The 26,342-nt window shown below is 62.1% G+C and carries 21 protein-coding genes; 6 read left to right on the top strand and 15 right to left on the bottom strand.

Annotated features, from left to right (window positions below):
* The first annotated feature begins 82 nt into the window (after positions 1-82).
* Positions 83-3,235: a caspase family protein gene (locus tag AC1DX6_RS14590; RefSeq protein WP_477314442.1), complete on the top strand. Its 3,153-nt coding sequence runs from the start codon at positions 83-85 to the stop codon at positions 3,233-3,235.
* Between the two features lie 27 nt (positions 3,236-3,262).
* On the opposite strand, the gene AC1DX6_RS14585 is transcribed toward AC1DX6_RS14590, so the two are convergent.
* Positions 3,263-3,427 (bottom strand): hypothetical protein, encoded by a 165-nt coding sequence (locus AC1DX6_RS14585; protein WP_477315143.1) that lies wholly within the window; start codon positions 3,425-3,427, stop codon positions 3,263-3,265.
* 257 nt (positions 3,428-3,684) lie between these two features.
* Here AC1DX6_RS14585 and AC1DX6_RS14580 point away from each other — a divergent pair, with 257 nt between their 5' ends.
* Both AC1DX6_RS14580 and AC1DX6_RS14575 read left to right on the top strand, forming a co-directional pair.
* Complete coding sequence (locus AC1DX6_RS14580) at positions 3,685-4,458, top strand: NAD kinase (protein ID WP_477314440.1); 774 nt, start codon at positions 3,685-3,687, stop codon at positions 4,456-4,458.
* Between the two features lie 192 nt (positions 4,459-4,650).
* Positions 4,651-6,249 (top strand): DEAD/DEAH box helicase, encoded by a 1,599-nt coding sequence (locus tag AC1DX6_RS14575; protein WP_477314438.1) that lies wholly within the window; start codon positions 4,651-4,653, stop codon positions 6,247-6,249.
* A gap of 65 nt (positions 6,250-6,314) precedes the next feature.
* Here AC1DX6_RS14575 and AC1DX6_RS14570 read toward each other — a convergent pair whose 3' ends face one another.
* From AC1DX6_RS14570 to AC1DX6_RS14525, 10 genes are all read right to left on the bottom strand, one after another.
* A complete protein-coding gene (locus AC1DX6_RS14570) occupies positions 6,315-6,923 on the bottom strand; it encodes a hypothetical protein (RefSeq protein ID WP_477314436.1) in 609 nt (202 codons plus the stop codon).
* Positions 6,924-7,168: 245 nt separating this feature from the next.
* Complete coding sequence (locus AC1DX6_RS14565) at positions 7,169-7,819, bottom strand: YiaD family glycine zipper/OmpA-like lipoprotein (protein WP_477314434.1); 651 nt, start codon at positions 7,817-7,819, stop codon at positions 7,169-7,171.
* A gap of 115 nt (positions 7,820-7,934) precedes the next feature.
* Positions 7,935-8,219, bottom strand: a complete 285-nt coding sequence (locus AC1DX6_RS14560) for a hypothetical protein (RefSeq protein WP_477314432.1) — start codon at positions 8,217-8,219, stop codon at positions 7,935-7,937.
* 199 nt (positions 8,220-8,418) lie between these two features.
* Positions 8,419-8,787, bottom strand: a complete 369-nt coding sequence (locus tag AC1DX6_RS14555; RefSeq protein ID WP_477314430.1) for a GFA family protein — start codon at positions 8,785-8,787, stop codon at positions 8,419-8,421.
* Positions 8,788-8,893: 106 nt separating this feature from the next.
* Entirely contained in the window at positions 8,894-9,271 is a 378-nt protein-coding gene (locus AC1DX6_RS14550) for a hypothetical protein (RefSeq protein ID WP_477314428.1), read from the bottom strand.
* Between the two features lie 270 nt (positions 9,272-9,541).
* The gene (locus AC1DX6_RS14545; RefSeq protein WP_477314426.1) at positions 9,542-9,949 is read right to left on the bottom strand and encodes a GFA family protein; all 408 of its coding nucleotides are present in this window, start codon (positions 9,947-9,949) and stop codon (positions 9,542-9,544) included.
* An 86-nt stretch (positions 9,950-10,035) separates the two neighbouring features.
* A protein-coding gene (gene prfB, locus AC1DX6_RS14540; RefSeq protein ID WP_477314424.1) for a peptide chain release factor 2 occupies positions 10,036-11,167 on the bottom strand; the annotation gives its coding sequence in 2 pieces (ribosomal slippage) (positions 10,036-11,100 and positions 11,102-11,167; 1,131 coding nt in all).
* A 125-nt stretch (positions 11,168-11,292) separates the two neighbouring features.
* The gene (locus tag AC1DX6_RS14535) at positions 11,293-13,749 is read right to left on the bottom strand and encodes a penicillin-binding protein 1A (protein ID WP_477314422.1); all 2,457 of its coding nucleotides are present in this window, start codon (positions 13,747-13,749) and stop codon (positions 11,293-11,295) included.
* On the bottom strand, positions 13,746-13,961 hold the full coding sequence (locus tag AC1DX6_RS14530; RefSeq protein WP_477314420.1) for a hypothetical protein: 216 nt from the start codon (positions 13,959-13,961) through the stop codon (positions 13,746-13,748). The genes AC1DX6_RS14535 and AC1DX6_RS14530 overlap by 4 nt, the downstream gene beginning before the upstream one ends.
* 1 nt (position 13,962) lies before the next feature.
* Positions 13,963-15,225: an N-acetylmuramoyl-L-alanine amidase gene (locus AC1DX6_RS14525; RefSeq protein ID WP_477314418.1), complete on the bottom strand. Its 1,263-nt coding sequence runs from the start codon at positions 15,223-15,225 to the stop codon at positions 13,963-13,965.
* A 653-nt stretch (positions 15,226-15,878) separates the two neighbouring features.
* Here AC1DX6_RS14525 and AC1DX6_RS14520 point away from each other — a divergent pair.
* On the top strand, positions 15,879-18,812 hold the full coding sequence (locus AC1DX6_RS14520; protein WP_477314416.1) for an Rne/Rng family ribonuclease: 2,934 nt from the start codon (positions 15,879-15,881) through the stop codon (positions 18,810-18,812).
* 231 nt (positions 18,813-19,043) lie between these two features.
* Here AC1DX6_RS14520 and AC1DX6_RS14515 read toward each other — a convergent pair whose 3' ends face one another.
* The 4 genes from AC1DX6_RS14515 to AC1DX6_RS14500 form a co-directional block, all read right to left on the bottom strand.
* Complete coding sequence (locus tag AC1DX6_RS14515) at positions 19,044-19,973, bottom strand: glutaminase (RefSeq protein WP_477314414.1); 930 nt, start codon at positions 19,971-19,973, stop codon at positions 19,044-19,046.
* Between the two features lie 11 nt (positions 19,974-19,984).
* Complete coding sequence (locus AC1DX6_RS14510; protein ID WP_477314412.1) at positions 19,985-21,133, bottom strand: pyridoxal phosphate-dependent aminotransferase; 1,149 nt, start codon at positions 21,131-21,133, stop codon at positions 19,985-19,987.
* A 336-nt stretch (positions 21,134-21,469) separates the two neighbouring features.
* Complete coding sequence (locus AC1DX6_RS14505; protein ID WP_477314410.1) at positions 21,470-22,135, bottom strand: NYN domain-containing protein; 666 nt, start codon at positions 22,133-22,135, stop codon at positions 21,470-21,472.
* A 236-nt stretch (positions 22,136-22,371) separates the two neighbouring features.
* Complete coding sequence (locus tag AC1DX6_RS14500) at positions 22,372-23,385, bottom strand: P63C domain-containing protein (RefSeq protein ID WP_477314408.1); 1,014 nt, start codon at positions 23,383-23,385, stop codon at positions 22,372-22,374.
* Positions 23,386-23,943: 558 nt separating this feature from the next.
* Between AC1DX6_RS14500 and AC1DX6_RS14495 the strand changes: the two genes are divergently transcribed.
* Positions 23,944-25,341, top strand: a complete 1,398-nt coding sequence (locus AC1DX6_RS14495; protein WP_477314406.1) for a M48 family metalloprotease — start codon at positions 23,944-23,946, stop codon at positions 25,339-25,341.
* Between the two features lie 58 nt (positions 25,342-25,399).
* Complete coding sequence (locus tag AC1DX6_RS14490) at positions 25,400-26,212, top strand: DsbA family protein (RefSeq protein ID WP_477314404.1); 813 nt, start codon at positions 25,400-25,402, stop codon at positions 26,210-26,212.
* Positions 26,213-26,342: the final 130 nt, after the last annotated feature.

The following is a 26,342-nucleotide window of genomic DNA, read 5'->3' as shown; positions in this document are numbered from 1 at the left end:
GGTATGGTCACGGACGAGGCCACTGATGAATTGGGGCAAGCCTTGGCGTCATCGCCGTGGCTTGCAGGTTTGGGTCGGGTTCATGCGCCTTCTGGCGGCTGTGCTGCTGATGACCATGGCTCTCTTCTCCGCCGCGCGCGGCGAGGAGCGTATCGCACTGGTCGTCGCCAACCCGGCCTATGAGGGCGCACCGTCCATCGCCAACGCCGACCTCAGTGCCGAACTCGTCGCAACGAGCCTGCGGTCACTTGGCTTCAGCGTCCAGCAAGTGTCCGACGGCGACCGCGCCGACGTGGCGCACGCCATGTATGATTTTGCCAAGTCGCTGAGTGCTGCCGATTCCGTCGGCATCTTCTACTATGTCGGCCATACCGCTCAGGCCAACAACCGGAACTATCTGCTGACGCGCGGCGCCCGCACCGATTCAACTGAAGCGGTCGACCAGACGGCATTGCCTCTCGATCTGTTCATGCAAGCGCTTGAGGCGACGCCGACATTCAAGCTGGTTTTGCTGGATAATCCCGGCGATGCAAACAACCCGACGCCGGGCGTGACGCAAGGTCTGGCGGCGGTCGATCCGCCGTCCAGCGCCATCGTCGCCTTTTCCGCCAAGCCGGGAAGCGTCGCGTTGGACGAAACCAAACCGGTCACGGTGTTTGCCGATGCGCTCACCGCTGCGCTGACCAGGCGGGACATGAGCATCGGCGCTATGCTCGCTTCGGTCACACAGACCGTTGCCGACAATACACTCGGCGCTCAATCGCCCTGGGTGGCCTCTGGCCTCGCAGCGGATGGTCAATTGGTGCTGACGCCCGACCGGCCGGTCGCCGCCGCCCCGGCGCCGACCGAGGTGCCGCCCCTCGGGGCGCTGCCGCAATTGCCAGCGCCAGAGCCCGCGCCACCGCCGCCATCGATGCAGAGCGGGTCCAGCGGCTACGACAGCCCACCGGGCAGCACCGATTTCGGAAGTGACGGATCGAGCTTCGGCGAAAGCAGTCAGGAGCCGCCGGCGATGGACGTCGCACCGGGCTCTGGAAATCCAGACGCCTGGACGGGCAACAGCACCGATGAGGCTGCGCAATACGAGGAATACAAACGCCAGGAGCAGCAGCGCCTGCAACAGGAGCAGCAGGCGCAACAACAGCAGTATGAAGAGGAGGCGGCCAAGTCATCAGCCGCGGCACAGAACAATCTTGGCGAGGCCTATCCGAAGGACGGCGAAGCCGCCGGCGTGGAGCCCGCGCCGCCGCCGGACGCACAATCAAGCGCAGAGCCGCCGCCCGTCGATCAGGCGGAGATTGCTCCCGGCGGCGGTGATGGCGCGCCATTGCCCGCACCGCCACCGGCTGCAACCGAAGCCGAAAGCCCGACAGAAGCCGCACCGCCGGCGGACATCGAGCCCCCGCCACCACCCATCGATCAGGCGGAAATTGCGCCCGGGGACGCCGCCGGCTCGCCGCAGCCGACCCCTGCCCCGCCACCGGCGATCGAGCCCGCTTCCCCGGCCATGCCGCCGACGGCCGAGGCGCCTCCCGGCGTAGTGTCTCCACCCGTCGACAACAATGCAATTGAAGTGGTGCGCCATCCCACCATCGACGCGCCCGACGAAGTCGTCGCCGGCGAGACGGTGACCATTTCCATCGCGCTGACCGAGGAACAATTGACGGCCGAGGTGAAGGTCAAGGCGGCGCCCGGTTCGTCGGTGACAGCAGACGGCGCCCTGGCCATGGCGATGCCGGCCGGAGCCGATTCCTGGCCGATCGACATCGATCTCTTCGCCAGCGGTTTCGATCTCGCCGACGGCGGCAAATGGAGCCGGCAGACGACGCTCTATCGTGAGGGCGACAGCGATGTCGTCCGCTTTGACCTGAAGGCGCGGCCGATCGCCAAGGACAGCAAGCCAGCCCAATTCATCGCCCGCATTTACAACGCCGGCCGCTTTCTCGGCTCCGCATCGCGGCCCGTTGTCGTCAAGCGTCTGCAGCCGGCCGCACCGTCTGTCGAAGCCACCGCCGACGCTGCCCCTGCGGTCATGTTGCTGGCCTCGGCCCCGCCGCAGCCGGCGGTGACTGGCAAGGTCGAGCTCGGCGCCGGCGGCATGGATGATGTGCCCGACCTCGACGTGACCATTCTCTATGATGATCCGAGCGGTCTGGGCGCCGGGCAGATCATCATCCATTCGCCGCATCTGGCCGGCCCAATCACCGATGCGTTCTCGACCCCACCGGAAATGGCGGCGTGGCTGGACTCCGAATACCGCGTGCTGCTGCAGCTTGGATTGGGCCTGCGCGGAGCGACCTCGCTGCAACAGCCCGCCGCGAGCAGCGATCCCGACGCGCAAAAGCGTTTTGTCACACTCGCCGCCGAAGGCTTTGGCGACGCACTCTACCGGGACTATGTGCCAAAAGCCTTCAAGGACGTGTTCTGGTCGTTGCGCGACAAGGGCGAACTGCATTCGATCCAGATCACCTCGAACAGTCCGACGCTGCCATGGGAGTTGATCCGCCCGCAAAGCGAGGATGGCGCAACCCGGGACGGCTTTCTCGGCATGAGCTACCGGCTGGCCCGCTGGGCGCCGCGCAGCATTTCCTCTCAGGTCGACAATCCGCTCGACCGCATGGCCTTCACCGGCGTCGCCGCAGTCGCTCCCTCCTATGTCGACAAGCAGTCGCTGCCGTTCCAGCAGGTCGAGATCGATGCGCTGAGCAAGCTCGCCGGCTATCGCCGCTTCGACGGCGATTTCGTCTCCTTCGAAAAACTGGTCGGCGAGGTCTCGACCGGGTTCATCCATTTTTCCGGCCACGGTGAGGTCAACCAGCCGAGCAGCGGCAGCCCGGTCTTCGCCATCGACCTCGTCGACCAGTCGCTCGATCCGGACACATGGCGCGCGCTGGTCACCGCCGCACACGGCAAGGGCAACCCGTTCTACTTCTTCAACGCCTGCGACACCGGACGCTCGCAAATGCTCGGCGGCTTCGTGCAGGGCTGGGGTCCGGCGGTGCTGGCGGGTGGTGCGTCCGGCTTCATCGGCGGCATGTGGCCGCTGACCGACCGTGCGGCCGCGGCGTTCTCGACCAGCTTCTACGGCGACATTACCACCCAGCTCAAGGACGGGCCGGTCTATCTGGCCGAAGTCCTGCAAAGCGTGCGCAAGCGGTTCTACGAAACCGGCGACCCGACCTACTTGGCCTATACGTTCTACGGCAACGCCAATCTTCAGGTCGTCACGCAGTAGAAGTGGAAATGACTGGGAAAGCTCGCCTCACAGCGCCCGTTGCGGGCACGGCGTTCCGGCCGCGTCGCCGCAGCTCGAAGCAGTGGGTAGCGATCTGAAACTCGTCGCCTCGGACTGGCGCACCAGTTCGGCGAAGAGAAGGGCAAAACTTCCCAGCATCAGGACGACAATGATCAGGCGTGTCACCGGCAATAGATAGGTCTCGACTGGCTAGCCCCCCAGCCACCCATCCTCTGCCGGCTAACATGATCGCTTCGGCTTTACGAGTGTTTAAGCTCCGTCTTAACCATCACATTCGCCTCACCCGCGACACGAACCGCGAGCCGGTGGCTGGCATTTTCGCCCGGCGCTGCGTCGCCGGGCGGGACAACACCTCCCTTTGCAGAAAAGCCCGCCCATGCTACCCCGGCGCTGGCGCGGCCCAAGCAACCGGTCGCCATCCGGGAGCCATGAGCAAAGCCGCCAGCCGTTTCGCCTTCGTCTCGTCCGATACAGCCGATGCCAAGGCAGCGCTGGAAAGCCTGTCGGCGCGCTATGGCCACACATCCAACGGGGATGCCGACGTCATCGTGGCGCTCGGTGGCGACGGTTTTCTGCTGCAAACGCTGCGCGATACGATGGGTACGGGCAAGAAGGTCTACGGCATGAACCGTGGCACCATCGGCTTCCTGATGAACGAATACCGCGTCGGCGGCCTGGCCGAGCGCATCGCCGCCGCGGTCGCCGAAACGATCCGCCCGCTGGAGATGCTGGCAGTGACGCATGAGGGCGAAACGGTTTCGGCGCTGGCCATCAACGAGGTGGCGCTGTGGCGCCAGTCCTACCAGACGGCGAAGATCCGCATCACCGTGGACGATCAGGAGCGGCTGGCGGAATTGAATTGCGACGGCGTGATGATCGCCACCCCGGCGGGCTCGACCGCCTACAATCTGTCCGCGCACGGGCCGATCCTGCCGCTTGATGCGCCGCTGCTGGCGCTGACCCCGGTCAGCCCGTTCCGCCCGCGCCGCTGGCGCGGTGCGCTGCTGTCCAACAAGGCGACCGTGCGCTTCGATATACTGGAGCCGGAAAAGCGGCCGGTGAACGCCGCCGCCGACCACACCGAGGTCAAGGCGGTGGCCTCGGTCACGGTGCGGGAATCGCCGACGGCGACAGCGACGCTGCTGTTTGATCCCAACCATTCGTGGAACGAGCGCATTCTTGCCGAGCAGTTTCGGTACTGAGCCGGCGCAACGACCGGCGGCAGGATTAAGCATCGCGATTAAGGTTACAACTTCACAATCGTGCCTTTCCCGCCCGTTTCTGTTGACAAATCGCGGGCTTGCGCCTAATCGCAATACCAATCTTGCAGGCGCGTGGCGCTTGCCGCGACGGATGCCGTTGCGCTTCCCCGAACCAGCCAAAGACATCAACACTTGTCCTCAGACACCACGACCGCTCAAGAAGCGTTGACCTTCGCAGACCTCGGCCTGTCGCCCAAGGTCCTTTCCGCAGTCACCGATGCCGGCTACACCGAGCCGACGCCGATCCAGGCTGGCGCCATCCCGCATGCCTTGCTGGGCAAGGATATTCTGGGCATCGCCCAGACCGGCACCGGCAAGACGGCTTCCTTCGTGCTGCCGATGCTGACCCGCCTTGAAAAAGGCCGGGCCCGCGCCCGCATGCCGCGCACGCTGATTCTGGAGCCGACGCGCGAGCTTGCCGCGCAGGTCGAGGAAAATTTCATCCGATACGGCAAGAACCACAAGCTCAACATCGCCCTGTTGATCGGCGGCGTGTCGTTCGACGAGCAGGACAAGAAGCTGGAGCGCGGCGCCGACGTGCTGATCGCGACGCCAGGCCGCCTGCTCGACCATCGCGAGCGTGGCAAGCTGTTGCTCAACGGCGTCGAGATCCTCGTCATCGACGAGGCCGACCGCATGCTCGACATGGGCTTCATCCCCGACATCGAACGTATCTGCGAGATGATCCCGTTCACCCGGCAGACGCTGTTCTTCTCGGCGACGATGCCGCCCGAAATCACCAAGCTCACCGAAAAATTCCTGCACGCGCCGATTCGCGTCGAGGTTTCCAAGGCCGCATCCGCCGCCACCAACATCACCCAGCGGCTGGTCAAGTCTGGCTCCAAGCCGTGGGACAAGCGCGAGACGCTGCGCAATCTGATGAAGGCCGAAGACGCCGAGCTGAAGAACGCCATCATCTTCTGCAACCGCAAGGTCGAGGTCTCGGAGCTGTTCCGCTCGCTCTTGAAATATGATTTCGATGCCGGCGCCTTGCATGGCGACATGGACCAGCGCGCCCGCATGCAGATGCTGGCCAATTTCCGTGACGGCAAGCTGCGCTACCTCGTCGCTTCGGACGTCGCGGCGCGCGGTCTCGACATCCCCGATGTCAGCCACGTCTTCAACTACGACGTGCCGATCCATGCCGAGGACTATGTCCACCGCATCGGCCGTACCGGCCGCGCCGGCCGCTCCGGCAAATCCTTCACCATCGCCACCAAGTCGGACACCAAATACATCGACGCCATCGAGCGGCTGATCGGCAACAAGATCGAATGGCATGACGGCGACCTGTCGACGGTCGTCGCCAGCGAGGGCGGTGAGGACGAGGCTCCCCGCCGTGGCCGCGGTGCGCCGCGCCGCGCCGGCCGCAAGGACGATGACCGCAAGGCCCATGATCGCAAAGACAACGGCGAGCGCAAGCCACGCGAGCGCCACGCCAAGCCCACCGAGGAATCGGCACCGCAAGCAGCCCTCGAGGACGTGCCGGTCGTGGCCGAGGCCGCGGTTGCCGATATTGGCGAGCGGCGGGCGCGCAAGGAATCGATCCGTTCCGAGAACAGCGAACGCAAGGCTTCCGATCGCAACGAGCAACGCGCACCGGAGCGCGGCGACACCAGGCCGCAGCGCGAGACCAATCGCCCTGCCCGCCACCGTCAGGAAGACAACGATTCGACCATCGGCTTCGGCGACGACATGCCGGCCTTCATGCGGATCGTCGCCAAGGTCTGATCCCCCGACCGCAAGCCGGCCGTCCGGCTTGCCTTTTTTGCCAAGCTCCAAGCCCGGCTCGCCCGTTACATCGGCCCAGGCATCATCTTGGTCGGTTTCTCGAGCATGGGAAACTCGGCCTTGTTGCATTTCACGTTCGGGTTCGTCGGACTGAACAGGCCGTTCGGATTGTCCTTGAACCAGGCGTGAAGATCGTAGTGGACGAACTCCCTCGGGATGAGCGGATAGTGTCCCTCCATCGGGCCCATGAACGTTTGGCCAAACAGCTTCGGCGGCGCTTTGATGTCCGGCGTCAGCGGCACCAGCCATTCCACCCCGACCAGACGCAGGCCCTTTTTCGTCGGTTCGTAGATCAGCACATTGGGGTGCATCGGATCGAGTTTTTGGCCGACGCTTGGGACGTTGACGAAATGGATACCCATGGCGCCTTTCGGGTAATCCATCGCGCCCGCTATCTTTTCTCCGCTGTAGTAGACGCAGCCGACTGTCGACAGATAGAGATCGCGGACGGCGGCGGTGTAGTCCTCATATTTGGCGAGCGATTTTTTCAAGGCATCGATGTCCGCCTTGTTCGCATCCTCGGCCCGAGCCGTAGCGACGCCTAACCATGCGCCTAGCAGAAGGCTTGTCGTAGCAAGGATGGCGGAGCGCCCAAGGCTGGTTGTTGTTGTCATGCATTCCTCCCAGATTTTCTGATCTGGCCGTGCAAGACCGAGGCGAAAAAATGCTGATAGCGCGGCCAGTTGTACCGCCTCATCCCCTCTGGAACAGCGACGATGCTATTCCTTTCCATGGCTACGGGAAAGCAGCTCTTTAGAGGTAGCTAATTCTCTGGCGCGGCAATCTGAAGCGCCGACGTCCGCACAAACAAAAAACGGCCCCGAAATGGGGGCCGTTTCGCATTCGCCTGCCGAAGAGATCAGGTGAGCGGCGACAGCTGGATCTCGACGCGCCGGTTCTGTGCGCGGCCGGCCGACGTCGCGTTGGACGCCACCGGGCGCGTCTTGCCGAAGCCGGTGACGGCGAAGCGGCGGGAATCGACGCCCTGGCCCGAGAGATAGTTGGCGACCGCCAGCGCGCGGCGCTGCGACAGGTCGAAATTGTGCTCGTCGCCGCCGGTCGAATCGCTATGGCCGAACACGTCGACCGTGGTCTGGCGGAATTTGTTCAGCACCAGGGCGACCGAATTCAGCACCTGGTAGAAGCCGGGCTTCACCGCGTCCTGGTCGACGTTGAAGGTGATATCGGACGGCATATTGAGAATGATCTGGTCGCCGGTGCGGGTGACGCTGACGCCAGTGCCCTGAAGCTGCCGGCGCAGTTCGGCCTCGTTCTGGTCCATCGTGGCGCCGATGGCGCCGCCGGCGAGCGCGCCGATACCGGCGCCGATCAACGCATTGCGGCGATCATTGCCGCCGGCAAGCAGGCCGAGACCCGCACCCGCCAGGGCGCCAAGGCCGGCGCCGGCTGCGGTGTTGGAAACCTTCTGCTCTCCGGTGTACGGATCGGTGGTGGTGCATGCGCTCACGAGCACGGCCGTCGCCACGACGACGAGCAAAGTCTTTTTCATAGGATCGTCCCTCTCCAATCGGCGGTCGCGCCACAGGCGCGCCGTGTCAGCCCTTCCCGCGACTTGTAACATGAAATGCGGCAAAAAACGGAACGGCAAAAGCGCCGGTAGTGTCTCAATTTGAAATAAGCGGAATGATCAGCACGACGACGACTTCGATGATGGGGATTGCCACGTAGATGGCAAGAAAGCCGGCAATCGACATCCCGATTTTGACCGGCCAGGACGTATGAGGGGTCGCCTTCCAGGCGAAAAATGCGCTCGCGACACCCAAACCCAATGCGACAATGCCAATGACCGGAGACCGCGTCATTGGAAGCATTAGATCATCAAAAAAAAGAAAGATCGCGCCGATGAAGACTAGCTGGGCCGCGAGCCCGAATAGAAACGCGCGTTTCACGTGGCCCGCCCGGTGCTATCTTCTATCGGCATCAGACTACGTCTTTCGTTTTGTACGGCCCGCGTTTCGGTGCAACCGCATCATCTTCTCGCAAAGATTGTCCATTGACCAGAGCATTTTTTGGAGACGCCGCTACCAAAGCGCAATCAGGGCTTTTCCCGGTGCAATTCCGCGCCGCCTGCCGGACAGGATTGGCCGGCTACCAGAGATTCTTGCCGTCGATGACGACCACCTCGACCTTGTCGAGGTCGAAATCGTCAAACAGCCGTGAATTGACGCTCACCCTAGGATTGTCGAAATCCGGCTCGCCGGTCGACCAGTCCGGCGTCTCGGTGAACGTGCCGCAGCCACAGGTGGCGCAAAAACCGTGCTTCACGGTTTTCGACCCCCAACGGTAGAAAGAGACATTTTCGATCGGGCTGGTGAGCTTGAACTGCGAGGGCGTGTAGTAAGCCCACAGCGACCCGCGCTTCGAGCAGAAGGAACAGGTGCAGTGCGTCACGGTTTGCGGCGCCTCCGAAACCTCGAACGTCGTCGCCTTGCAGTGACAGCTTGCCTTGATGGTCATAACCGCATTCCTCTCCATTGCCCGCCGCCTGTGCGACAAGGCAGCATAGAGAAGTGCTCCTGACAACTGTCTGTCAGCAGGCTTTGCTCGAACGAGCCGAGCAACCCTAATAAGAGCGCGGCGGCACGAACAGGCAGATCGTCTTGCCGGCGTCGAGACCAGCCTGATGGGCGCACCAGTGGAACTCGCCGTCCGGGCTGTCCTTGACGCGCTTGTCGCTCATCGGAACAACCTCACCCGTGCCGGCTATCACGTAACCCTCGGGCTTTTCCAACACTTCGCCTGTATGGGTCGTGCGGCAATCATAGTTGGCACAGCATGCGAATGGATAAGACCAGCCTTGCGGCAATGCCGCCGTAGGCTTGGCGTCGTGCGCCAGGGCGGGTGCGGTCAGTACCGCGATCGCACCGGTCGCCAACAGGGAAAAGAGAAGTCGGCTAGCCGGTTGAACGGCTCTGGCCGATCGGAATGTGGCAGCAGACATGGAAACGTTCCTTTCAAACGAGCATCAAGCGTTTCGCTTGCCCGTTCCCGGAACGTGTCTTCCCAGTGGCCGATCGTCAGCTCGCAGATATGCCGCGTCCGGCCATAAATGCTTTTTCACCCCTCAGCCCGAGATGCTGGGCTGATTCCTTGGCCGGCGCAAGAAGTGCATAGGTACTACAGTGCCGCACCCCGCGCGCCGACATCTGCCGTCCAAAGGGTGCGCCGCCTTGGTTAACGAGAGGTTAACGGCGCCCGTACCCAAGAGTAGCTAGCCGTCGGAGGCATGCCCTTCATATTGCGGCAGGTCGTCGGCGATGGTGAACCATGGCGCCTTGGAGCCGACGAAGATATGCGCCGTCGGCCGGATCGTCGGATCGTCAACCAGCGTGCCCATGGCGACATGCACATAGGCACCCTCGCGGACAAGCGAATAGAGCAACGAGCCACAGCGGCTGCAATGCGCATCGTGGCCGCTGTCGTCGCCGAAATGGATGAGCCCGTGATGCCCTTCAGCAAGGGCAAATTTCTTGCGCTCGATGCCGGCGAAGGGCTTGAAGGCCGAACCTGTGGTGCGCCGGCAGTTCGAACAATGACAGTTCACGGCATAGACGAATTCGTCCGCCACCTCATACTGGATCGCGCCGCAGAAGCATTTGCCGGTGAGCGTGCGAGCCATGGTTCCTGCTTCCCTCCCCACCTAAGGATATGTTCAGGTCCGGCCGAAACTCCTCGTGCCGGCCGATCCCGCCCAAGCCTGCAGACCTAATCGATATCCGCCACCACTTCGCCGGCGCCACCCTCGATGCGCTGCGACAGCGACGCCTCCATGAAATCGTCGAGGTCGCCGTCGAGCACGCTCGACGGGTTGCTGCTCTCGACGCCGGTGCGCAGGTCCTTCACCATCTGGTAGGGCTGCAGCACGTAGGAGCGGATCTGGTGGCCCCAGCCGATGTCGCTCTTCGACGCCTCGGTGGCGTTGGCCACCGCTTCACGCTTCTTGAGCTCTTCTTCGTAGAGCCGCGAGCGCAGCATTTCCCAGGCCTTGGCCTTGTTCTTGTGCTGCGAACGTTCGGCCTGGCAGGCGACCGCAATACCGGTGGCGATATGGGTGATACGGACCGCCGAGTCGGTGGTGTTGACGTGCTGGCCGCCCGAACCCGACGAGCGGTAGGTGTCGATGCGCACGTCGGATTCCGAGACGTCGATCTCGATCCTGTCATCGACGACCGGATAGACCCAGATGCTGGAGAAGGACGTATGGCGGCGCGCATTGCTGTCGTAAGGCGAGATGCGCACCAGACGGTGGACGCCGGATTCGGTCTTCAGCCAGCCATAGGCATTGTGGCCCTTGATCAGCAAGGTCGCGGACTTGATGCCGGCCTCTTCACCGTCATGCACCTCCAGCACTTCGACCTTGAAGCGGCGGCGCTCGGCCCAGCGCGTGTACATGCGCAAAAGCATCGAGGCCCAGTCCTGGCTCTCGGTGCCGCCGGCGCCGGCATGGACTTCGAGATAGGTGTCGTTGGCGTCCGCCTCGCCCGACAGCAGCGTCTCCACCTGGCGGGCCTTGGCCTCGCCCTGCATCGAGCGCAGTGACGCTTCCGCCTCGGCGATGACGCTCTCGTCGCCCTCTTCCTCGCCAAGCCCGATCAGGCCGATATTGTCTTCCAGCGCCTGGGTCAGGCTCTTGACGCCTGCAATGCCGTCCTCGAGGCCCTGGCGCTCGCGCATCAGCTTCTGTGCTTCCAGCGGGTCGTTCCAGAGGCTCGAATCCTCGGCGCGCACATTGAGGTATTCAAGCCGCTTTATGGCCTGATCCCAGTCAAAGATGCCTCCTCAGCAGGGTTATCGCCTGCCTGATTTCGTCGACAATATTCTGCGTTTCCGCGCGCATGGCTGGTTGTTCTGTCCTGTTGCTGGAATGGCGCTTTGGTCGGCGCGATACATAGGCACGGCACCGCCGCCTGTAAAGCGAAATGGGCTGGCGCGAAAGCCAGCCCCGTTTCGGGTGTCAGCGTGTCAGAACAGGCCGCCGCCGGTCGACTGGATGGCTTGCGTGGCTTGCGGCGACAGCGGGCCACCGGCGCCGTTGGAGCCGTCGGCGCCCATGCCGATCACCCAATAGCTGTCGGCGGGGCCGGTGCCCGGCTTGAAGGCTTCGATGATGGTGCCCGCCTCGCCCTCGCCCGCCCGCATGCCGGTCTTGCGATTGATGGCGATGAGGTTCATGCCCTCCGGCACCTTGAAGTCGACATTGGGCGTGCCGTCCAGCGCCACGCGCATGAAATTCTTGAAGATCGGCGCCGCGAGACCGCCGCCGGTCGCGCCATGGCCGAGGCCGCGCGGCGTGTCGTAGCCCATGTAGAGCCCGACGACCAGGTTCGGCGTGTAGCCGATGAACCAGGCATCCTTCTCGTCGTTGGTCGTTCCCGTCTTGCCGGCGATGTGGCGGCCAAGTTCGGCGATGGTGGCGCCGGTGCCGCGCTGGACGACGCCTTCCATCATCGAGGTGATCTGGTAGGCGGTCATCGGGTCGAGCACCTGCTCGGCATTGTCGACCAGTTCCGGTTCGGGCTGGTTCTGCCATTCGGGCGCGTTGCAGCCCTGGCAGCCGCGCTCGTCCTGCTTGAATACGGTCTTGCCGTAGCGGTCCTGAATCCGATCGATCAGCGAGGGTTTGATCGCCTTGCCGCCATTGGCCATGATCGAATAGGCCGACACCATGCGCATGACGGTCGTCTCGCCCGAGCCCAGCGCCATCGGCAGATACGGCGCCAGATGGTCATAGACGCCGAAGCGCTCGGCATATTCCACGACCAGCTTCATGCCCATGTCGTTGGCCAGCCGCACGGTCATCAGGTTGCGCGACTTTTCGATGCCGGAGCGCAGGGTCGCCGGCCCCGCCGCCCCGCCATCATAGTTCTTCGGCGTCCAGGTCGTGTTGCCGCTCTGGATGGTGATCGGTCCGTCCATGATCACCGAGGCCGGCGTGTAGCCGTTGTCGAGCGCAGCCGAGTAAACGATCGGCTTGAACGACGAGCCCGGCTGACGCATGGCCTGCGTGGCGCGGTTGAATTCCGACTGTGCGTAGGAGAAGCCGCCCACCATGGCCAGAACACGGCCAGTATGCGGATCCATGGCGATCATGCCGCCTTCCACTTCCGGAATCTGGCGCAGGCTGTAGGCGCCCTCAGTGCCGTCATTCTTCTGCACGAAAATGACGTCGCCCGGCTTCAGCACGTCGGCCGGCGACTTGGCCTTGACGGTCTTGCCGTCGACCATATGGCGCATGGCAAAGCCCATGTCTTCCTTGCTGACCGTGCCTTCGACGCGCTCCTTTACGATCTCACCCGAGACCTGCCGCGTCGGTTGCAGGCCGATCGACAGGCCGTCGTCAGAGCTGTCGAGCACGACGGCGAGCGACCATTCGGGCACGTCCTCCAGCCCCTTGACGTTGCCGAGCGGCACGCCCCAGTCGCCGGAGACATCGATGTTCGTCACCGGGCCGCGATAGCCGCGCAGCGTGTCGAACTTCATCAGGCCGTTCTGCATCGCCGTGCGGGCGATAAGCTGCATTTTCGGGTCGAGCGTGGTGCGCACCGACAGGCCGCCCTCGTAGAGCGCATTCTCGCCGTAGCGCGCGATGATCTGGCGGCGCACTTCCTCGGTGAAATACTCACCCGCGAACAGATAATTGCCGGTGCGGCGCGGCGTCACGCCAAGCGGCTCAGCCTTGGCCTTGTTGCCCTCTTCGCGGGTCACGTAACCGTTCTCGACCATCTGGTCGATGACCCAGTTGCGGCGCTCGAGCGCACGGTCGGCATGCTTGAACGGATGGTAGTTGTTGGGCCCCTTGGGCAGCGAAGCCAGATAGGCCGCTTCCGCCACGGTGAGCTCGTTCACCGACTTGTCGAAATAGGTGAGTGCCGCGCCGGCGACGCCATAGGCGCCGAAGCCGAAGAAGATCTCGTTCAGGTAGAGCTCGAGGATGCGGTCCTTCGAGTAGGCCTGCTCGATGCGGAAGGCGAGGATCATCTCCTTGATCTTGCGCTCATAGGTCTGGTCCGAGGACAACAGGAAGTTCTTCGCCACCTGCTGGGTGATCGTCGAGGCGCCGACCTGGCGCTTGCCCGAACCCAGATTCTGCAGATTGACGATGACCGCGCGGCCGAGACCCGTCACGTCGATGCCGGGATGGTTGTAGAAATTCTTGTCCTCGGCCGACAGGAAGGCCGCCTTGACGCGATCCGGAATGGCCTGGATCGGCAGATACAGGCGCCGCTCGCGCGCATATTCGGCCATCAGCGCGCCATCGGATGCATGGATGCGGGTCGTTACCGGCGGTTCGTACTTGGCCAGCACTTCGTAGTCGGGCAGGTCCTTCGCCAAATGGCCGATATAGATCGCCACGCCCGCCGCGACCAAAAGGGCCAGCGTCGTGCCAATGCCGAAGAAATAGCCAATAAGACGAATCATGCCCGCTCCAGTCCGTGGTTCGGGAATTTCCTAGACGAAGCCGCCTTTCGCGCAAGCTTTCGAAACGGTCCCAATCCGTAATCGAAAATCCATGTCGCCACCATGTGGACAAAATACGGCAGCGCGGGATTTCGACCACCAATGCCGGAAATAAATGCGCCTGGTGTTGTCGTCGTGCAACGCTGCCTCAGGTTGTGGGCGGCGGCAATCATGTCAGCCCCCGGCGCCGGTTCCGCTCTTTGCTGAGGCAAACAGCGCCACGGCGTTGGTTATGCTCTGCGCCGCCTTGCCGCGCCAATCGGCATCGAGCAGCTGCGCCTCGTCCTTGGCATTGGAGAGATAGCCGAGCTCGACCAGCACCGACGGAACGTCCGGCGCCTTCAGCACCTTGAAGCCGGCCGAACGCTGCGGATTGTTGATCAGGCCGACGCTGGTCGAAAGCTGGCCGACCAAAGTGTGCGCAAAACTCATCGAGAAATTGTGGGTCTCGCGGCGGATCAGGTCGATCAGGATGTCGGTGACTTCCTTGTTGTCGTCCTTGATCACCATGCCGGCGAACTGGTCGGAGAGATTTTCACGGTCGGCCAGCGCCTGCGCTTCGGGGTCGGACGCCTTGTCGGACACCGTGTAGACGGTAGCGCCGCGAATGCCCTTGACGCTGATCGTGTCGGCGTGGATCGAAATCAGCAGGTCAGCCTCGTGCTGTCGGGCAATGCGCACGCGGTCGTCGAGCCGTAAGAACTCGTCCGTCTCGCGCGTCATGAACACATCGTATTTGCCTATTGCGGCAAGTTTGTCGCGCAGCTCCGTGGCAAAAGCGAGCGTGACGTTCTTTTCGATCGTGCCGTTGAGGCCCTCGGCGCCGCCGTCGATGCCGCCATGGCCGGGATCGATGACCACCGTGAAGCGATGGCCTGGATTGGAGATCGGCCCGGTGCCGACCCTGCCGCCCTTGTCGCTCGAAACCGTCGAGCCGGTGGTCAGCGCCTGATCGGCAAGAGCAGCGTCGAATTCGCGTTCGGATGCCGCCGACATGTCGATGGCGATGCGGTAACCATTGCCGTCCTCGTTCTTGAGCACGTCGAGCTTGTCGACCGAAAACGGCCCCTTGCCGGTAAGGATCAGCCGCGAAGCACCCTCGCCAAGGTCGCCGTAGCGCACGCCCTTGACCAGACCACGCGCTTTCACATCCTTGGCATTGATGGCGAACACGGTGCGTGGCAGGTCGATGACCAGACGGTTGGGACCGCGCAGCAGAAACCATTTGATCTCTGGCTCGCGGTCGAAGGTCATGACGATGCGCATCTTGGTGGCATCGCCCGCCATCTTGTAGCTGGTCGCACCGAGCGGCGCGTCGGCGGCGCGGCAAACCGGCGCAAAAACCAGGCAAGCCGCCATCAGCAGAAGAACACAGGCGGCGCGGGCCAACCCCCCCCCGCTGCAACGCCCCTTGTCTGTGCTGCCTGCCAGTCCCATCTTTCTCCAGTCGCTCCCGGTTTGGCGCCTGGCGCCGGGTCGTTTCGTCGAAGTGCCGGTTAGGCCGCGAACTCGATTAACGATTGGTATATAGAGAAGGTTAACCAAGCCTTTTCATCAAGGGATAGAGGCCTGAGCTTCCCTAAGGGCACTGCTTTTTGCCGGCATCCGAAATCGGGGTTGCCTTCCACCCCGCCAAATCATAAAAGCGATGGTGGATCACTGCAATCCTGGAACCGCTTCTCCCGCAGCTTCCTGCTACAGGTCAGATGAAAGGCGGCTCCTTTCGCTTTCAGCGAAAAGGGTTCAGGTGATCGCGACGAATTTCGCAGGTGTGCGCCCGTGGCGGGGGAATCGCCTGCGTGAGGAAAACGGCCGGGTTCGTCCCGTGCCGGCTCTGTATGAGCAAACAAGCTGGTCCGGTTTTTTCCGGGCTTTGGTTCAAAAGGTTCTGCTGGTGACGATGGCTTCAAGCGCAATCATGGAAAGGTCCGCATCAAACCGCGCCATTTTGGCTGCGGGCGGCACCGCCATGGCGCTCAGCCGGCGGCCGGCGGACGTTCAAATGTCCGGCACCCATAATCTTCCAGACACGCAGCGGCGGGCTCTGCCACGCAAGCTGCAGCTGGCGGCTGCCGGGGGGAAACGAAATAATGCCCAACAAGATGCTGATAGACGCCTCCCACCCGGAGGAAACACGCGTTGTCGTCGTTCGCGGTAACCGTATTGAAGAATTCGACTTTGAATCCCAGGACAAGAAGCAACTAAAAGGTAACATCTACCTCGCCCGCGTAACGCGCGTCGAACCTTCCCTGCAGGCAGCCTTTGTCGAATATGGCGGCAACCGTCACGGTTTCCTCGCCTTCAGTGAAATACACCCCGACTACTACCAGATCCCGGTCGCCGACCGTCAGGCGCTGCTGCGCGCGGAAGCGCAGGAAGCCCAGGACGAAGAGGACGAGGACGGCGATGGCGACGACCGCCAGAACCGCGACCGCGGCCGGCGCGGCCGCCGGCGCGGCGGCAAGAGCCGCGAGCGTGGCGAAAACAAGCGCGATGCCGGTGCTGCCGATTCTGAGGACAGCGGCGAGAACGGCGACACCGGTGGTGACGCGGTCGCCGAAGGCTCCGCTCCCGAACATGCCGACAATTCGTCGGATACGGCCGGGCACGAAGCCGATCACGAAGAGGCCGCCGATCATGGCGAGACCGTATCAAGCGAAGGCGGCCCCACCTCGATTGCGGCAAGTGTCGAAGCGGATGTGATTTCCGAAGCCCGGCAGACAGAGCCGAGCGGCGAAGCCACGTCCGGCGACGCAAGTGGCGAAGCCTCGTCCAGCGACCCAAGTGGCGAAGCCACGTCCAGCGACAATGACCGCGGCATGCTGGAAGAGGTGCAGTCCTCGCATCCTGACGACCACGAGATCGAATCGGTCGGCGCCGAGGATGCGCTGGAAGAGGTGCGCAACCGCCGCAAGCCGGTGCGCCGCCAGTACAAGATCCAGGAAGTCATCAAGCGCCGCCAGATCCTGCTGGTACAGGTCGTCAAGGAAGAGCGCGGCAACAAGGGTGCTGCACTCACCACCTATCTGTCGCTGGCCGGCCGCTATTCGGTGCTGATGCCGAACACCGCGCGTGGCGGCGGCATTTCGCGCAAGATCACCAGCGCCGTCGACCGCAAGCGCCTGAAGGAGGTCGTTGCCGATCTCGAAGTGCCGCAGGGCATGGGCGTCATCCTGCGCACCGCCGGCGAAAGCCGCACCAAGGCAGAGATCAAGCGCGATTACGAATATCTGATGCGGCTTTGGGAAAACGTCCGCAATCTGACGCTGCAGTCCACCGCCCCTGCCCTCGTTTACGAGGAAGGCAGCCTGATCAAGCGCTCGGTGCGCGACCTCTACAACAAGGATATCGACGAGATCCTGGTCTCCGGCGAGGAAGGCTATCGCGAAGCCAAGGACTTCATGCGCATGCTGATGCCGAGCCACGCCAAGGTGGTTCAGCCGTTCCGCGACACGACGCCGATCTTCGTGCGCAATGGCATCGAGGCGCAGCTCGACCGCATGCTGCAGCCGCAGGTGACGCTGAAGAGCGGCGGCTACATAATCATCAACCAGACCGAAGCGCTGGTCGCCATCGACGTCAATTCGGGCCGCTCCACCAAGGAGCACTCGATCGAGGACACCGCGCTTCACACCAATCTGGAAGCGGCCGAGGAAGTCGCGCGTCAGCTTAGGTTGCGCGATCTCGCCGGCCTGATCGTCATCGATTTCATCGATATGGAGGAGAACCGCAACAACCGCTCTGTCGAAAAGCGGCTGAAGGATCACCTCAAGAACGATCGCGCCCGCATCCAGGTCGGCCGCATCTCGCATTTCGGCCTGATGGAGATGTCGCGCCAGCGCATCCGCGCCAGCGTGCTGGAATCGACGATGAAGCCTTGCTCGCATTGCGGCGGCACCGGCCATGTGCGCTCCGATTCGTCGGTCGCGCTGATGGTTGTCAGGGCGATCGAGGAATTCCTGCTCAAGGATTCGCGCAGCCACATCACGGTGCGGACGCCGGCGGCGACTGCGCTCTACGTGCTCAACCACAAGCGCGGCACTCTGGTGGAACTCGAAAGCCGTTTTGGCCTGACCATCACCGTCGAGGCCGACGATACGGTCGGTGTGCAGCACTATGCGATCTTCCGCGGCGCGCTGGCTGAAAAGCCGGAGGGCTTTGTCGAAGCACGCAGCTTCCCGGCCTATGTCGAGCCGGAAGAGCCCGAGGACGAGATTGTCATCGAGGCGGAAGACGACGAGGCACCGGTGCAAGCCGAACAGCCACGCCAGCAGCAGCCGCAGCAACAGCAGCCACGGCCTGCCAGCGGAGAAGAAGGCGGCGAAGGCCGCGACCGCAAGCGCCGCAAGCGCCGCAGACGGCGTGGTGGCAAGGATCGCGATCGCGAGCATGGCGCCCATGCGGAAGGTGCTTCTGTTTCGGCGCCAACCGATGGCGTCACCGAGACGGCGGCCCATGACGACGCGGACACTGGCGACGAGGCACCGGTCGGTGTTGTCGAAACGGTGGAAGCGTCGGACGACGCCCAGGGCAAGAAACGCCGGCGCGGCAAGCGCGGCGGCAAGCGCAATCGCCGCGAGGACGGTGATGGCACTGAGACCGAGGCCGGCGAATCCGCTGACGTTTCGGTGGTGGATGCTTCAGAAGCTGAAGCGACTGCCAGCGAGCCGGTAGCGGTTGAAGAGGCTGCGGCTCCTGTACCGGCGAACGACGACGAACCGGTTGCCGAAAAGCCAAAGAAGAAGCGCGCATCGAGGGCGAAGAAGGCCACAGCCGAAATCGCCGCCGAGACGGTGGCCGAGGCTGCACCGGAAGTTGCCGCCGAGCCTGTGGCCGATGCCCCTGTCGCGGCCGAGCCGGCCGTGGCCGAAGAGGAAACGGCGAAAGCCCGCCCGTCACGGCGCAAGCCCGTCGCGGCCGATGCTCCGGTCGTGCCGGTTGTCTCCTCGACCGTCGCCGACGAGCCTAAGGCCGAGGAAAAGCCGAAGCGTGCCGGCTGGTGGCAGCGGAAGGGCTTTTTCTAAGCTTTTCAGCTACTTAAACTGGTTTTCTGACCAATAAAAATCCCGCGCCGCTCGGAAGACGGCGCGGGATTTTTTGCCTGTGCCGCCGTGGGGACTTGCTGAGATTCAGGTCAGGCCGAGTCGAAAATGGCTGATACCGAGAACCGGAGCGGAGCGTACTTAAGTACGTGAGCACCGGAAGCGCAGATATCAGCCATTTGCAGGCCGGCCTCACCTGAATATCAGTAAGTCCTAAGGAGCGAAGATCGACCAGTTCATCATCCTCGCCAGTTTCTCCAACGCGATCGAACCCAGCTTGGAATTGCCGTTGGCGTTGAGGCCGGGCGACCACACCGCAAGCGAAGCCGCGCCCGGCACGATGCCCAAAATGCCGCCGCCGACGCCGCTCTTGCCGGGAATGCCGACGCGGAAGGCAAAGTCGCCGGACCCGTCATAATGGCCGCAGGTCAGCATCATCGCGCCGATGCGGCGCGCGCGCTCGGCCGACACTACGGAGTGTCCGGTCGCCGGGTTCTTGCCGCCATTGGCAAGGAAGCGCCCGGCCAGCGCCAATTGCCGGCAGCTCATGGCGATGGCGCAATGGTGGAAATAGACGCCCAGCGCCAGTTCCGGTGCGTGGTGGAGATTGCCGAAGGATTTCATGTAGTTGGCTAGCGCAAAGTTGCGAAAGCCGGTGGCGCGTTCGGACGCGGCGACTTCGCGGTCGATGATGATCGTCTCGTCATCGGCGAGGAACTGGATGAAGCGCAGGATCTCGCCGATCGCCTCGCGCGGCTGGTGGCCGGCGAGCAGGATATCGGAAATGACGATGGCGCCGGCATTGATGAACGGATTGCGCGGAATGCCGTTCTCATGTTCGAGCTGGACGATCGAGTTGAACGGATTGCCCGAGGGCTCGCGCCCGACGCGCTGCCACAGCGCATCGCCGACATTGCCGAGCGCCAGGGTCAGCGTGAACACTTTCGAGATGCTCTGGATCGAAAACGCCTCGTCGGCGTCACCCGCCATGAGCACGCGACCGTCATTGGTGACGGCAGCGATGCCGAACTTTTTCGGATCGACCTTGCCAAGCTGCGGAATGTAGGTCGCGACATCGCCGCGATCGCTGCGCGCCGCCATCTCGGTGGCGACTTCGGCCAGGGCCTGTTCGAGTTCCGGCATTCTCGTCCTCGTTACTTCAGCCAGCGCTCGATGCGCGCCATCGCCTCGACCATGTCGTCATGGCTGCCGGCATAGGAAAAGCGCATGGTGCGGTGCCCTTGCAGCGGGTCGAAGTCACGGCCCGGCGTTGCCGCCACATGCGCCTCGGCCAGCATTTTTCGGGCAAAGGCCATGCTGTCATTGGTGTGCCTGGTGACATCGCAAAAGGCATAAAAGGCGCCGTCCATCGGTGCGGCCAGCGCAAAGCCGAGCTCCGGCAGGCGTTGCATCAGAAGCTCGCGATTCCAGGCATAGCGCGCCTTCACGGCTTCCAGTTCCTGCGTCGCCTTGAACGCCTCGATCGCGGCGATCTGCGACAGTTCCGGCGGCGAGATGTAGAGGCTCTGGGCGATGCGCTCGACCGGCCGCACCAGCTCCTGTGGCAGCACCATCCAGCCGATGCGCCAGCCGGTCATGCAGTAGTATTTCGAAAACGAATTGATCACCGTCACGCTCGAGCTGTAGGCGAGCGCTGTCGTGTCCGGCTCGGCATAAGCCAGCCGGTGATAGATTTCATCGGAGATCACCGCAATGCCGAGTTCTTCGGCGGTCTTCACCAGCGCCGATAGTTCATCGGCGGGAATGACGGCGCCGGTCGGGTTGGCCGGGCTGGCAAACAGCACGCCCTTCAGCGGTTTTTCCCGGTGCGCGGTCTTCAGATGCTCGGCATGGAGATAGGCGTCACCGTCGAGTTCGATCTCGACGACCTCGATGCCGAGCGCCGCCATGATGTTGCGGTAGGCGGGATAACCGGGCGCGGCAATGGCGACGCGGTCGCCCGGGTCGAACATTGCCAGAAAGGCCAGATTGAAGGCTGCGGACGATCCGGTGGTCACCGCGATGCGGCTGGGCGCGACATCGATCCCATAGTGCTCGCCATAATGCTCGGCGATCGCCTTGCGCAGACCGGCAAGTCCCAATGTGTCGGTGTAGCCAATGCGGCCGATCTTCAGCGCATTGGCCGCGGCCTCTCTCACGCCGATCGGCGCCGGATCCGACGGCTGGCCGACGGCCATGGAAACGACCGGCACGCCCGTGGCTTTCAGCCGGTTGGCCTCGGCCAGAATGTCCATGGCGTGGAACGGCTCGACCTCACCGCGGCGCGAAAGCGAAACAACCATTTGACCTCACTGTTGCCGCCCCACCTTGCCGCCAATCCTGCCGCCGCAGGCAGCACGGCTTTAACGGCCGCGCCGCACAAATGCCCGATTGATGTGAGGATCACAAGAAGCTCACACCTCACGACTGCACTATTTGTCTAAAACACCTATAAAATCATATAGTTATGAAACTCAGTTTTATACGGCCAGATCGCTAAGAAGGCGATTAATTGGGGGGATTATTGATAGAGAACGGCGAAAAACCCCGTGAAAAACCCCGTGAAACTTGCGCGAATGATGTGTGCGTCATTCGAGCATTAGCGATTGGTGAGAAGACCCGCGCGCTGGGTTTGAAATTTAGGCCTCAGCCGTCTTCTTTGGCCGATTGTCGGGATGAACCCAGTTGGCAGGCGGGTCATACTCTTTCGGCCTACGAGCAGCCGGATTCTTGCCATCCATAACCACCTGTGGAAAAACGCAGCGGTCTAGGTGGTCGCGGTTAATGCCAATCCGGTTCTTTGTGTATTTATCGATGTGAACCGAAAAGTTCCGGGCAGGTGGCGCAACCGTTACAAACTCCTTCTTTGGAAAGTGATCTTTGAAGAAGCGCGCCGTCGCCGCTTGATCGGAGTCACCGGATACCAAATAGGCTTTATCGTAAACGTCTGTCCATGCGTCGTGGTAGAGGCTCAAAGCGACGTTGATGTCGGTTTCTTTTTCCGTAGGCTTTTGATAGCTGACGCCACAATCACTGCACACTTTTGGCTCTTTAACGAAATGCCCCATCACAATTTCTACGCCAGCAATTCGTTGGGCTTTTATCAATTCCCCGTGTCGAAATCGCTTGCGCTCGTCACCGGGATAGTAGGCGGTGCAGAATACCACTTTGACAACCTTCTCGGTTTTCGACGGGATGAGAAGCTCTGCCAACTTCCAAAAATTACACCACTTCAAGAACGGTTCATTTAGGTCAGCCACGGCGTGATAGAGGTTAAAACCATCGATATAAAAAGCCGACCGCATATCGAAATATCCTTGACAAAAAGAAGCTCATAGATCATATAACTTCCCATCAACGCGATGCGGTACGCCGCTAGCACCCCCCAGGTTTCGGCCTGGGGTTTTGCGTTTTAGGCCTTAGTTTTGCACGGCCCGCTTGCCTAGCTTCGGCGTCACGGCATCCAGCTTCCCACAGATCGTCAGTCAAACAAGTTCTACGACTGAGGCGTTGCCACCGCGACCGAAGCGTCGCATTCGGATCAATCATCGAACAAACTGAATTGCGTTCCGGCTTGCGGAAACCGCTTCCCGAACAGTTTCTTAAATTGGCCGGTCGTGTCGGAGACCTTCATGAGAGTAAGTACTTCTTGAACTTGGCGCTTCAATTTTTCGATGCCGTAGCCCTTGGTAAGGTGCTGGTGGAAGCGATCCCGCCGCGTGCCCTTGGCGTTGATCTGCGGATTGATCCGGTCCAACTCTTCCAGCACCGCACCATTTTCTAGTGGATGATAAACATACGATCTGGTGAACTTCGCGAAGTGCTGTGGGCGGTTCTGAATTACCGCCCCATTTGCGGTCATGGTTAGCTTGCGGCTCCCATACATGCGGTTCAATTCATCATAATAATCGTCTGGAAACTGTTTTTCCCACTCCCGCTTCTCGACCTCGATATATTGCTGGACGAGAATGCGAAGTGCGTCAGGCCTACGAATTTCCTGAAAGCCGGTCGCCTCATCGATTAGGGCGGTGACGCCAACTTTGGCAAAGGCGTTGAGTAGTATCCTGGCTTGAGATGCCAAAGCTATTTGAGATGCGGTGAGCTTCCCGGCGTCATCGGCTCGAATGATGGCCTTGCAAACCTCGACCAAAACCTCCGCGTCATACCCATGCCCCAGATCCTGTGTCAAGGGCTTGAAATTAATGGGGTTTTCTATCTTTTGGATCAATTTTTGGTCGAGTTCGGATCCTAGCCCTTTTCGGCGCATAGCTCGCATAAAGACGTTGCCACCGGCAGACTTCATATCCAGCGCCCGCGCCATGCCGCGCTTATGGAAAAGACGGCGGCCATCTTCCAGAACATAGCAATCGAGATCCAGCGCGCCGACGGTCATCTTACCTTGATGGGTGGCCAGTGGGAGTGACGGATCCACCGGCGCCGTATTGGCTGGGCGCCAGCGAGCTTGAGCCCCTTGCCTCGCTATTTCACGCCGTTCCTCTGCGCTAAGCTGATTTGCGCGGGCAGTACCGCCTTTGCTCTGGGGAGTGTCGTCCATTTGGAATCACCTCATGCTTGCTGCATGGAATGCCAATAGGCATGCTTGCTGAAAATAGCAAGCACCAAGATCAACTTTCTACAACACAATGCTTGCTCAGAGGTTGGCCTAGCTCTTGCAACTGCCCTTCCTCAACCTCGGCGCGCCGGTCTGCCGTTATGCTCTCAGCCGCTTTTTCCTCCTCTTCGCCAAGTGCCTTGGTGGCTGTGTTTTGCCGTCGGCAACACAAACAACATCGAAACTTTCGTGAGTCTCTCGCTTTGGTACCGTCATCACCAACACGGGCCGCAACGGTCCACGGAACCTCGGTCATGATGTGGACAAATTTTCAGCCTTGGTCAGCTCTTGCGGAGGTTCTCAGAGCTATTCGCTAACCGCATCAATGGCTTACAGGAAAAGCCCCGTGAAAAACCCCGTGAGCCCATCCTAGACGTCTGCTAACCGATTGACGTTGAAGGGTAATTCAAAATTGCCCTATTGATGTGAGGATCACAAGTTCAGGAAGTTTCCGGTGCCGACTCTTTTCATCGTTCGCCCGCTCGTTTACCAGTGGACCTCATGCTGAGCCGACCCAAATCGACGATTGCCAAGGCAGCGCGCGTCTTTGCGACCCTTTCGCTTGCCGCCGCGGTCGCCCTGTCCGGCTCGGTCAATGCCTTTGCCCAGAACGTGCCGGTGGTGCGCGACGCCGAGATCGAGGCGCTGGTGCGCGACTATGCGCGGCCGATCTTCAAGGCCGCCGGCCTGGCAGGTGACGGCATCGACATCGTGCTGGTCAACGATCAGAGCTTCAACGCCTTCGTTGCCGGGCGCCGTCTGTTCATCAACACCGGCGCACTTATGATGGCGGAAACGCCCAACGAGATCATCGGCGTCATCGCCCACGAGGCCGGCCACATCGCCGGCGGCCACCAGCAGAAATTGCGCGAGCAGCTGGAGCGCGCCAAGACGATGGCAATCATCGCCACGCTGCTTGGCGCCGGCGCCATCGTTGCCGGCGCCTCCACCGGCAGCCGCGGCCTTGCCGGCGCCGGCATGGGCGTTGCAGCTGGCGGCGGCGAGATGGCGCAGCGTAGCATCCTCGCCTATCAGCGCACCGAAGAGACCACCGCCGATCGCTCGGCGATCACCTATCTCAACGCCACCGGTCAGTCCGGCATGGGCATGCTGAAGACCTTCGCCCGCTTCCAGAGCGCGCTGTCGCTATCCGGCGCGCAGGTCGATCCTTACCGGATCAGCCATCCGATGCCGCAGGAGCGCATCGCCAATCTCGAAGTGCTGGTGAAGCAGAGCCCCTATTTCGACAAGGTCGACCCGCCGGCGCTGCAGCAGCGGCACGACATGATGCGCATCAAGATCGCTGCCTATATGGGCGGCCAGGCCGCCGCGGCGCGGTTGATACGCAAGAACCCGGGAAGCCTGGCCTCGCAATATGGCGAAGCGCAGACGGCCTATCTCTATGGCAATCTGGCCACCGCGCTCGCCAGGACCAATGCGCTGATCAAGACACAGCCGAAAAACGCTTATTTCCAGGAATTGCGCGGCGATATCCTGATGAAGGCCAACAAGCCGAAGGACGCGGCGGACGCCTATGCCAAGGCGGTCAGCCTCGATCCGGCAAGGTCGGGACTGCTGCCGGTCTCGCTCGGCCAGGCGCTGATGGCCGTCGGCACGCCCGATTCACTGAAGAAGGCGGTGGTGCAGATCAACAATGGCATCGGACGCGACAAGGAAAATGCCGAAGGCTACCGCTATCTGGCGCAGGCCTATGGCGAGCTCGGCGACATTGCGGCGGCCGAACTGGCGACAGCCGAAGGTCACTTCTATTCCGGCGACTACAAGAATGCGAAGATCTTCGCCATGCGCGCCCAGCAGACTATGAAGCGCGGCGAGCCGGGCTGGCTTCGCGCCCAGGATATAATAAACTACGCGCCATCAGGCAAAATCAAGAAATGAACCTTCCGGCCGCAAGCGGCGACAAAAGCGGACGAAACAGGCAAGAGGATCGAGGATTATGAACAAGGCGGTGTTGCTGGGAACGACAGGAGCGGCGGTGGCTCTTGCCATGCTGGCTTTCGGCTTCGTCGCTGGAAGTCCGCAAGCGGCAAAGGCCGGTACAGCGGCGGCGGCGCAAGTCGTGCAGACGGCGTCCTCGGACACCAAGATCGACCGCGCCGAGGTTGAAGGCATTATCCGCGATTATCTGTTGAAGAACCCGGAAGTGCTGCTCGAGGTGCAGGATGCGCTCGAGGCCAAACAGAAAGAAGAGCAGCGCATCGCCGCCCTCGGCGTCATCACCAAGGCCAAGGAACAGATCTTCAACTCCACCTTCGACGGCGTTGTCGGCAATCCGAACGGCAAGGTCACCATTGTCGAGTTCTACGACTACAATTGCGGCTTCTGCAAACGCGCCATCGAGGACATGCGGGCGTTGACGAAAGCCGATCCGGATCTGCGTTTCGTGCTCAAGGAATTCCCGATCCTTGGCCCGGATTCGCAAAAGGCCAGCGTCGTCTCGATGGCTTTCCACATGATGATGCCGGAGAAATACGGCGAGTTCCACAATGCGCTGCTTGGCGGCCAGGGCCGCGCCACCGAGGCTGCGGCCATCAAGGTGGCGCTGTCGCTCGGCGCCGATGAGGCAAAGTTGCGCGAAAAGATGAAGGACCCGACCATCACCGAGACCTTCTCCAAGACCTATGACCTTGCCAACAAGCTGGCCATCACCGGAACCCCGTCCTACGTGGTCGGCAACGAGGTGGTGTTCGGGGCGCTTGGCCAGGAAGTGCTGGCGGAAAAGATCGAAGCGGCGAAGGCCGCGCTCTGATCGGCCGGGGATTTGGCGGGCGGCGGATTTTCGGCTGTTGTGGACAGCAAAAGAACGCACTTGCGCTCTTTTCGCAGGCGTCTATGCCCATTATAGAGGCCCAGTGTGCCGGCTTGCCGCCGGCACCGGG

The sequence above is a fragment of the Mesorhizobium sp. P2_C4 genome (genome assembly GCF_056404575.1).
The sequence above is the reverse complement of the archived record's forward strand: the minus strand, read 5'-3'. Positions and strand labels throughout refer to the sequence as shown.

Excerpts from the sequence above, each read along its gene's own strand:
- AC1DX6_RS14590 (WP_477314442.1), top strand. The coding sequence starts at position 83 with ATGCGCCTTCTGGCGGCTGTGCTGCTGATGACCATGGCTCTCTTCTCC.
- AC1DX6_RS14580 (WP_477314440.1), top strand. The coding sequence starts at position 3,685 with ATGAGCAAAGCCGCCAGCCGTTTCGCCTTCGTCTCGTCCGATACAGCC.
- AC1DX6_RS14570 (WP_477314436.1), bottom strand. The coding sequence starts at position 6,923 with ATGACAACAACAACCAGCCTTGGGCGCTCCGCCATCCTTGCTACGACA.
- AC1DX6_RS14565 (WP_477314434.1), bottom strand. The coding sequence starts at position 7,819 with ATGAAAAAGACTTTGCTCGTCGTCGTGGCGACGGCCGTGCTCGTGAGC.
- AC1DX6_RS14555 (WP_477314430.1), bottom strand. The coding sequence starts at position 8,787 with ATGACCATCAAGGCAAGCTGTCACTGCAAGGCGACGACGTTCGAGGTT.
- AC1DX6_RS14550 (WP_477314428.1), bottom strand. The coding sequence starts at position 9,271 with ATGTCTGCTGCCACATTCCGATCGGCCAGAGCCGTTCAACCGGCTAGC.
- AC1DX6_RS14545 (WP_477314426.1), bottom strand. The coding sequence starts at position 9,949 with ATGGCTCGCACGCTCACCGGCAAATGCTTCTGCGGCGCGATCCAGTAT.
- AC1DX6_RS14535 (WP_477314422.1), bottom strand. The coding sequence starts at position 13,749 with ATGATTCGTCTTATTGGCTATTTCTTCGGCATTGGCACGACGCTGGCC.
- AC1DX6_RS14530 (WP_477314420.1), bottom strand. The coding sequence starts at position 13,961 with ATGATTGCCGCCGCCCACAACCTGAGGCAGCGTTGCACGACGACAACA.
- AC1DX6_RS14525 (WP_477314418.1), bottom strand. The coding sequence starts at position 15,225 with ATGGGACTGGCAGGCAGCACAGACAAGGGGCGTTGCAGCGGGGGGGGG.
- AC1DX6_RS14520 (WP_477314416.1), top strand. The coding sequence starts at position 15,879 with ATGCCCAACAAGATGCTGATAGACGCCTCCCACCCGGAGGAAACACGC.
- AC1DX6_RS14515 (WP_477314414.1), bottom strand. The coding sequence starts at position 19,973 with ATGCCGGAACTCGAACAGGCCCTGGCCGAAGTCGCCACCGAGATGGCG.
- AC1DX6_RS14510 (WP_477314412.1), bottom strand. The coding sequence starts at position 21,133 with ATGGTTGTTTCGCTTTCGCGCCGCGGTGAGGTCGAGCCGTTCCACGCC.
- AC1DX6_RS14505 (WP_477314410.1), bottom strand. The coding sequence starts at position 22,135 with ATGCGGTCGGCTTTTTATATCGATGGTTTTAACCTCTATCACGCCGTG.
- AC1DX6_RS14500 (WP_477314408.1), bottom strand. The coding sequence starts at position 23,385 with ATGGACGACACTCCCCAGAGCAAAGGCGGTACTGCCCGCGCAAATCAG.
- AC1DX6_RS14495 (WP_477314406.1), top strand. The coding sequence starts at position 23,944 with ATGCTGAGCCGACCCAAATCGACGATTGCCAAGGCAGCGCGCGTCTTT.
- AC1DX6_RS14490 (WP_477314404.1), top strand. The coding sequence starts at position 25,400 with ATGAACAAGGCGGTGTTGCTGGGAACGACAGGAGCGGCGGTGGCTCTT.